This is a genomic window from Nonomuraea sp. NPDC059023, assembly GCF_042740095.1.
Classification (GTDB): Bacteria; Actinomycetota; Actinomycetes; order Streptosporangiales; family Streptosporangiaceae; genus Nonomuraea.
This window is the reverse complement of sequence record NZ_JBHYIO010000025.1, coordinates 183,206-189,679: the sequence shown is the minus strand read 5'-3', so window position 1 is coordinate 189,679 and position 6,474 is coordinate 183,206. Positions and strand designations below refer to the sequence as shown.

At 68.0% G+C, this 6,474-nt stretch carries 6 protein-coding genes; all 6 read right to left on the bottom strand.

From position 1 onward, the window contains the following. Positions 1 to 160: 160 nt before the first annotated feature. The gene (locus ACFWYW_RS36280; protein WP_379610652.1) at positions 161 to 916 is read right to left on the bottom strand and encodes a succinate dehydrogenase/fumarate reductase iron-sulfur subunit; all 756 of its coding nucleotides are present in this window, start codon (positions 914 to 916) and stop codon (positions 161 to 163) included. Next, the gene (locus ACFWYW_RS36275) at positions 913 to 2,787 is read right to left on the bottom strand and encodes a fumarate reductase/succinate dehydrogenase flavoprotein subunit (RefSeq protein ID WP_379610651.1); all 1,875 of its coding nucleotides are present in this window, start codon (positions 2,785 to 2,787) and stop codon (positions 913 to 915) included. The genes ACFWYW_RS36280 and ACFWYW_RS36275 overlap by 4 nt, the downstream gene beginning before the upstream one ends. Positions 2,788 to 2,796: 9 nt before the next feature. Then, the gene (locus ACFWYW_RS36270) at positions 2,797 to 3,588 is read right to left on the bottom strand and encodes a hypothetical protein (protein ID WP_379610650.1); all 792 of its coding nucleotides are present in this window, start codon (positions 3,586 to 3,588) and stop codon (positions 2,797 to 2,799) included. Between the two features lie 185 nt (positions 3,589 to 3,773). Continuing rightward, positions 3,774 to 4,214: a response regulator gene (locus ACFWYW_RS36265; protein WP_379610649.1), complete on the bottom strand. Its 441-nt coding sequence runs from the start codon at positions 4,212 to 4,214 to the stop codon at positions 3,774 to 3,776. Further along, positions 4,211 to 5,356, bottom strand: a complete 1,146-nt coding sequence (locus ACFWYW_RS36260) for an ATP-binding protein (protein WP_379610648.1) — start codon at positions 5,354 to 5,356, stop codon at positions 4,211 to 4,213. The genes ACFWYW_RS36265 and ACFWYW_RS36260 overlap by 4 nt, the downstream gene beginning before the upstream one ends. Next, positions 5,353 to 6,474 carry a PP2C family protein-serine/threonine phosphatase gene (locus tag ACFWYW_RS36255; protein WP_379610647.1) on the bottom strand — a complete coding sequence of 374 codons (1,122 nt, stop codon included), beginning with the start codon at positions 6,472 to 6,474 and terminating at the stop codon, positions 5,353 to 5,355. The genes ACFWYW_RS36260 and ACFWYW_RS36255 overlap by 4 nt, the downstream gene beginning before the upstream one ends.

Here is a 6,474-nt window from a genome sequence, read left to right as displayed (position 1 = left end):
TGCGCCTGCGGCGGGGGGTGGCGTGGGGGCGGCTGGCCGAAACAGATCATCGGCTTGAAGGCGCGGAAAAGCGCCCGCAGTCAGGGGGCGGCGGGCGCTTGAAGGCGCGGAAAGCGCCCGCCGTCACGGGGTGGCGGCGGGCGCTTTTGGAGGTGGGAGATTAGGACTTCGGGCGGCGGAAGATCTTGTTGCCCAGCCAGACCAGCGGGTCGTACTTGCGGTCTACGACGCGTTCCTTCATGGGGATCAGGGCGTTGTCGGTGATCTTGATGTGTTCCGGGCAGACCTCGGTGCAGCACTTGGTGATGTTGCAGTAGCCCAGGCCGTGCTGCTCCTGTGCCGAGTCCTGGCGGTCCGCCACGTCATACGGGTGCATGTCCAGCTCCGCGATCCGCATCAGGAAGCGCGGGCCGGCGAAGGCGGCCTTGTTCTCCTCGTGGTCGCGGATCACGTGGCAGACGTTGTTGCACATGAAGCACTCGATGCACTTGCGGAACTCCTGCGAGCGCTCGACGTCCACCTGCTTCATGCGGTACTCGCCCGGCCGGACGTCGGCGGGCGGGGTGAAGCTGGGGATTTCGCGGGCCTTCTGGTAGTTGAACGAGACGTCCGTCACCAGGTCCTTGATGACGGGGAAGGTCCGCATCGGGGTGACGGTGATCGTCTCGTCCTCCTCGAAGGTGGACATCCGGGTCATGCAGCCCAGGCGCGGCTTGCCGTTGATCTCCATGGAACACGAGCCGCACTTGCCGGCCTTGCAGTTCCAGCGGACGGCGAGATCGGGGGCCTGGGTGGCCTGGAGACGGTGGATGATGTCGAGGACGACCTCGCCCTCGTTCACCTCGACGGTGAAGTCCTCGAGCTTGCCTTCACCGCCCTCACCGCGCCAGACCTTGAACTTCGCCTTGTAACTCATTCTGCGTTCCCCAGCTCTTCTTCGGTGAGGTACTTCTTCAGCTCGCCCAGGTCGAACAGGTCGAACAGGTCCTTGCGCATCGGCGGCTGGACCTTCTCCTCGACGGTGACGGCCGCGCCGTCGGGGGTGGCGCAGACGAGGAGCTTGCGGCGCCATTCGGGGTTCATGCCCGGGAAGTCGTCGCGGGTGTGGCCGCCGCGGCTCTCCTGGCGCAGCAGTGCCGCGCGGGCCACGCACTCCGAGACCAGCAGCATGTTGCGCAGGTCGAGCGCGAGGTGCCAGCCGGGGTTGTAGATGCGCGAGCCGGCGGCGCCGACGAGTCCGACGCGCTCCTTGAGCTTCTCCACGACCTCCAGCGCCTCGGAGACCTCCTCGGCCTTGCGGATGATGCCGACCAGTTCGTTCATCGTCCGCTGGAGCTCGTGGTGGACCTCATAGGGGTTCTCGCCACTGCGCTCCAGCGGGGCGAGGGCCTCGGCCTTGGCGGCGTCGACGGACTCCTGCGCGACCGCGGGGCGGGCCGGGAGCGAGTTGACGTACTCGGCCGCGCCGAGCCCGGCCCTGCGGCCGAAGACCAGCAGGTCGGACAGGGAGTTGCCGCCGAGGCGGTTGGAGCCGTGCATGCCGCCGGAGACCTCGCCGGCCGCGAACAGCCCGGGTACGGCCGCCGCCCCCGTGTCGGCGTCGACCTCGACACCGCCCATGATGTAGTGGCAGGTGGGGCCGACCTGCATGGGTTCGGCGGTGATGTCGACGTCGGCCAGCTCCTTGAACTGGTGGTGCATCGACGGCAGCCGCCGCTTGATCTCCTCGGCGGGCAGGCGGGTGGAGACGTCGAGGAAGACGCCGCCCTGGGGTGAACCGCGGCCCGCCTTCACCTCGGCGTTGATGGCGCGGGCCACCTCGTCACGGGGCAGCAGTTCCGGCGGGCGCCGGTTGTTGGCCTGGTCGGTGTACCAGCGGTCGCCCTCTTCTTCGGTGGTGGCGTACTTGTCCTTGAAGACGTCCGGGATGTAGTCGAACATGAAGCGCTTGCCCTCGGAGTTGCGCAGTACGCCGCCGTCTCCGCGGACCGACTCGGTGACCAGGATGCCGCGCACCGAGGGCGGCCAGACCATGCCGGTCGGGTGGAACTGGATGAACTCCATGTTGATGAGGTTGGCGCCGGCCAGCAGGGCCAGGGCGTGGCCGTCGCCGGTGTACTCCCAGGAGTTGGAGGTGACGACGTAGGACTTGCCGATGCCGCCGGTGGCCAGGACGACCGCGGGCGCGTCGAAGAGGATGAGGTTGCCGGTCTCGCGCCAGTAGCCGAACGCGCCCGAGATGGCGTCGCCGTCCTTGAGCAGGCGGGTGACCGTGCACTCCTGGAAGACCTTGATGTAGGCCTCGTAGTCGCCGTGGGTCTCGTGGTCCTCCTGCTGCAGGGCGACGACGCGCTGCTGCAGCGTGCGGATCAGCTCCAGGCCGGTGCGGTCGCCGACGTGGGCCAGGCGCGGGTACTCGTGGCCGCCGAAGTTGCGCTGGCTGATCTTGCCGTCCTTGGTGCGGTCGAACAGCGCGCCCCAGGCCTCCAGCTCCCAGACGCGGTCGGCGGCCTCCTTGGCGTGGAGCTCCGCCATCCGCCAGTTGTTGAGGAACTTGCCGCCGCGCATGGTGTCGCGGAAGTGCACCATCCAGTTGTCGTCGGAGTTGACGTTGCCCATCGCGGCGGCCGCGCCGCCCTCGGCCATGACCGTGTGGGCCTTGCCGAACAGGGACTTGCAGACGATCGCCGTGCGCTTGCCCTGCTGCCGGGCCTCGATCGCGGCTCGCAGCCCGGCGCCGCCCGCTCCGATGACGACGACGTCGTATTCGTGACGCTCGATTTCCACAGGTTTTCCTTATGCGAACGGGAAGTTGACGATGCCCTTGGCCACGAGCCTGACGTAGAGGTCGGCGCCCATCACCGAGAACATCGAGGCCCACGCGAGTGGCTGGTGCTTGGCGTTGAGCTTCGAGACGAATGTCCAGGCCTTGTAGCGCACCGGGTGCCGGGAGAAGTGGTTCAGGCGGCCGGCGGTGATGTGCCGGCACGAGTGGCAGGACAGCGTGTACAGGTTGATCAGCACCGCGTTGAGGATCAGGATCCAGGTGCCGAGCCCGGTCGGCGTGTGGATGAGCGCGAGGACCGCGTCGTAGGCCAGGATCAGGCCGATGGCGATCGCCGCGTAGAAGAAGTAGCGGTGGATGTTCTGGATGATCAGCGGGAACCGGGTCTCACCCGTGTACTTGCCGTGTGGCTCCTGCACCGAGCACGCCGGCGGCGAAAGCCAGAACGAGCGGTAGTAGGACTTGCGGTAGTAGTAGCAGGTGAGCCGGAAACCGCCGGGCAGGCCCAGGATCAGCAGGCCGGGCGGCAGGGTGTACCAGTCGCCGAAGGGCGCCAGCCCGAGGAAGCGGGCGCCCTCGGGACAGGATGTCGCAAAACACGGCGACGAAAACGGGGCTATGTACTCGCTCGGCGCGTAGTAGTAGCTGCCGTCGAAGATCGCCCACACGCCGTAGACAAGGAATGAGCTGAGCCCGAGAAAGGTCAGCAGCGGGGCCAGCCACCAGTTATCGGTGCGAAGCGTGCGCACTTTGATCTGCGCGCGCTGTCTCCTTACCGGGCTTTCAGGCGTCGTCTGGGTCATCGCGGACCTCTCCACCTCCCGCGGACCCTGCTCGCCTGGGGTCCGGGTTCGAGTCGCTGAGCGCGCGGCGTCTCCGCTCGGGCGCGCATTTGGTGGGGGATACGTTACGACGACGGCATCACGTTTTGTGAGAAGGGTCACTCACTTTTTCGATGGCCCTGTGTGATTCCTGTCACGTCCGCACGTCAGAGGCGGTGTCCTTGGTTCGGCAGCTTCACTACGGTCACGAAAAAATTGTCTATTTGCCGGACAACTCGGATAAATTGGTCAAAATCTACCGGTTTGGTGACATATGCGTTTGCGTGGAGCTGGTAGCTGCGGATGATGTCCTCCTCAGCCTCCGACGTCGTCAGGATCACCACCGGGATCGACCGCAACGCGGCATCCGCCTTCACCTCCTGCAACACCTCCATGCCGTCCATGCGCGGCAGGTTGAGGTCGAGCAGGACCAGGTCCGGGCGGGGCGCGTCGGCGTAGCCCTCCTCGCGGCGCAGGAAGGCGAGCGCCTGCTCGCCGTCGTTGACCACGTGCAGCCGGTTCTTGACCTTGTTCAGCTCGAAGGCCTCCCGGGTGAGCAGGATGTCGCCCTGGTCGTCCTCGACCAGCAGCACTTCGATCGGGATCATGCGTCCTCTTCCGCTTCCGGCAGGGTCCAGCGGAACGTGGCTCCCGGGCCGTCACCGTCGGGGTCGAGCCAGAGCAGCCCGCCGTGGTACTCCACGATCTTCCTGCACAGGGCCAGCCCGATGCCGGTGCCCGGGTAGACGTCGCGCGCGTGCAGGCGCTGGAAGATCAGGAAGATGCGGTCAGCGTACTTGGCCTCGACGCCGATGCCGTTGTCGGAGCAGCTGAACTCCCACATGCCGTTGTCGGTGCGTCGCGCGCCGATGTGGATGCGCGGGGGGACGTCGGCGCGGAACCTGACGGAGTTCTCCACGAGGTTCTGGAACAGGCGGACCAGCTGTGACCTGTTGCCCACCACCTTCGGCATGCGGTCGGAGGTGACCACCGTCTCGGTGTCCTCGATGGCCGCCGACAGGTTCTCCAGCGCCGTGTTCAGGGCCTCGCCGGTGTCGGTGACCACACGTTCGCCGTGGACCCGGCCCACGCGGGAGAAGTCGAGCAGGTCGTTGATGAGGACCTGCATGCGCTTCGCGCCGTCCACGGCGTAGCCGATGTACTGCTTGGCGCGGTCGTCGAGCTGCGGGCCGTACCTCTGCTCCAGCATTTGCGTGAAGCTGGCCACCTTGCGCAGCGGCTCCTGCAGGTCGTGGCTGGCCACGTAGGCGAACTGCTCCAGCTCGCCGTTGGAGCGCCGCAGTTCGTCGGCCTGCTCCTCGGCGCTGCGCCAGCCCTCCAGGATGCGCCCGCGCATCGAGTCGACGTGGGAGGCCAGCTCGGCGAGCTCGGCGGGGCGGTCGACCCGCAGCCTGCGGTTGAAGTCGCCCGCCGCGACCTCGCGGACTTGTCCGGCGAGCTGGGCCATGGGCTTGAGCACGGCATAGCGGATCATGAACGTCAGCGCCACGGCGGCCACGAGGATGACGGTGAAGACCACGATGAGCATGGTGTTCAGCTGGTCCAGCCGGGCCACGACCTCGGGGCGCGGCTGGATCGTACGGATCTGGTCCACCATCGTCAGCGTCACGCCGACTCCGGCGGCGTAGGCCAGCGCCATGACGACGCCGGCGGCGACGAACCAGCGGGCCACGGGCAGCCGGCCGAAGCCGGTGGGCTCCTTGGCCGGCGGCAGCGGATGAAGGTTCACGGCGCTCTCCTCTGGACGAGGACCACGGCCAGGTCGTCGGTGAGGGTTCCGACGTGCCGGATCAGCCGGTCGAGGTCGACGTGGCCGTGCTCGCGCACCAGCTCCACGAGCCCGTCGACGCCAAGCTGGTCCTGCTCCACGGCCGCCTCGATGAGGCCGTCGGTGTAGAGCATGAGTGACCAGTCCTGGCCCAGGGGCACGTCGATGGCGTGCCATTCCGCGTCCCGGAAGATGCCCAGTGGCGGCCCCGACGGGCCCTCGCTGACGGCCTCGACCACGCCGTCGCGGATCAGCACCGGCGGCGGATGGCCGATGATCCGCATCTCCGCGTGGGCGAGATCGGGGGTGAGGGTGGCCGTGCAGAGCGTGGTGTAGATCTCCGGCGCCTTGCGCTCGACCCTGAGCAGCGCGTCCATCGCGTGCAGCATGACGTCGCCGGTCTGCCCGGCCAGCACCAGCGTGCGCCAGGCGATGCGCAGCGCGACGCCGAGCGCGGCCTCGTCGGGGCCGTGCCCGCACACGTCGCCCACCACGATGTGCACCGAGCCGTCGGGTGTCTGGACGGTGTCGTAGAAGTCGCCGGCGAGCAGGGCGCCCTGGCTGCCGGGCAGGTAGCGGGTGGTGTGCTCGATCGTGTCGCCGTTCAGCAGCGGGACGGGCAGCAGGCCGCGTTCGAGCCGGGCGTTCTCCTGGGCGCTCACCTCCGCCTTGACCAGCATCCGCTGGGTGCGCCTGCGCTCCATGGAGTAGCGGATCGAGCGGACCAGCAGCCGGGCGGTGATGTCCTGCTTGACCAGGTAGTCCTGGGCGCCGGCCTGCACCGCGGCCACGCCGACGTGCGCCTCGCTGGTCCCGGTCAGCACCAGGACCGCGGCCTGCGGCGCGGCCGCCAGCACCTGCTCCAGGGCCTCCAGCCCGCTGGCGTCCGGCAGCGACAGGTCGACGAGCACGCACTGCACGTCGGCGGTGAGCTTGGGCAGCCCCTCGGCCAGGCTGCGTACCCAGGTGATGCGCGGGGGTGCCTCCGCCTCCTTGAGCAGCTCCTCGACCAAGAAGGCATCACCGTCGTCGTCCTCGATGAGGACGAGGGTGAGGGTCTCGGATAGTGAAGCCGTCAC